The 1,013-nt window shown below is 45.6% G+C and carries 1 protein-coding gene; it reads left to right on the top strand.

Annotated features, from left to right (window positions below):
- Nucleotides 1–855 (top strand): type IV pilus assembly protein PilM (gene pilM, locus A3729_RS07570; protein WP_068633536.1); only part of this gene is annotated, 855 nt, incomplete at its 5' end.
- Nucleotides 856–1,013: the final 158 nt, after the last annotated feature.

The following is a 1,013-nucleotide window of genomic DNA, read 5'->3' as shown; positions in this document are numbered from 1 at the left end:
TCGCGTGCTAATAGTCGATTAGCTTCTGCTGCCGTTGCGGGTTCAGCTGTTATCACCAAAACCATACAAATGGCGGGTGGGCTTAACGAGTCTGAGCTGGAAAATATGATCGTTGTCGAGGCTGATCAATATATACCTTATCCTCTTGATGAAGTGGCTATCGACTTTGAAGTGCTTGGCGAGTCAGAGTCGGGCGCTGACCAGGTTGATATATTATTAGCTGCTTGTCGAAAAGAGAATGTTGAACTTCGGGAAGAAGCCCTGGAAATTGGTGGCTTAACATCGAAAGTTATCGATATCGAAGCTTACGCAATTGAACGATCCTTTGAACTTGTCGGTTCGCAAATTGGCGTTGAAGGTGAAGAGCAGACAGTCGCAATTGTCGATGTTGGCTCAACGATGACGACATTGAGCGTACTTGCCGATGGCAAAACGATCTATACAAGAGAGCAGTTATTTGGTGGTCGTCAACTGACAGAAGAAATTCAGCGACGTTATGGCTTATCTTTTGAAGAGGCCGGGCTAGCTAAAAAGCAAGGTGGCTTGCCAGATGACTACGAGCGTGAAGTCTTAGCTCCTTTCAAAGAGGCAGTCGTTCAACAAGTCGCCCGTTCATTACAGTTCTTCTTTTCCTCAAGCCAATATAATGAAGTCGATTATGTCGTGCTTGCTGGCGGTGTCGCGTCAATAAACGGACTTGTAGAGCTGGTTGAAGAGAAAACAGGGATCAAGACTATTGTGGCTAACCCTTTCGTTGATATGACCTTAAGCTCAAAGGTGAATGCGTCTGCGTTAAGCAATGATGCACCATCACTGATGATTGCTTGTGGTTTGGCTATGAGGAGTTTTGATTAATGCCTTCTATTAACCTTAGGCCGTGGCGAGAAGAACTCCGGGCCGAGAAGCAGCGGAATTTTATTACATCGTTGATCGCTGTCCTTGTTGTTGCTGTCGTGCTCGTGTTTTTGTGGCAAGACTATGTTAGCTCCGAAATTGAAACTCAAAAGTCTCGA

The sequence above is a fragment of the Oleiphilus sp. HI0043 genome, from assembly GCF_001634935.1.
Note: the sequence above shows the minus strand (reverse complement) of the source record. Positions and strands in the feature narration are given on the sequence as shown.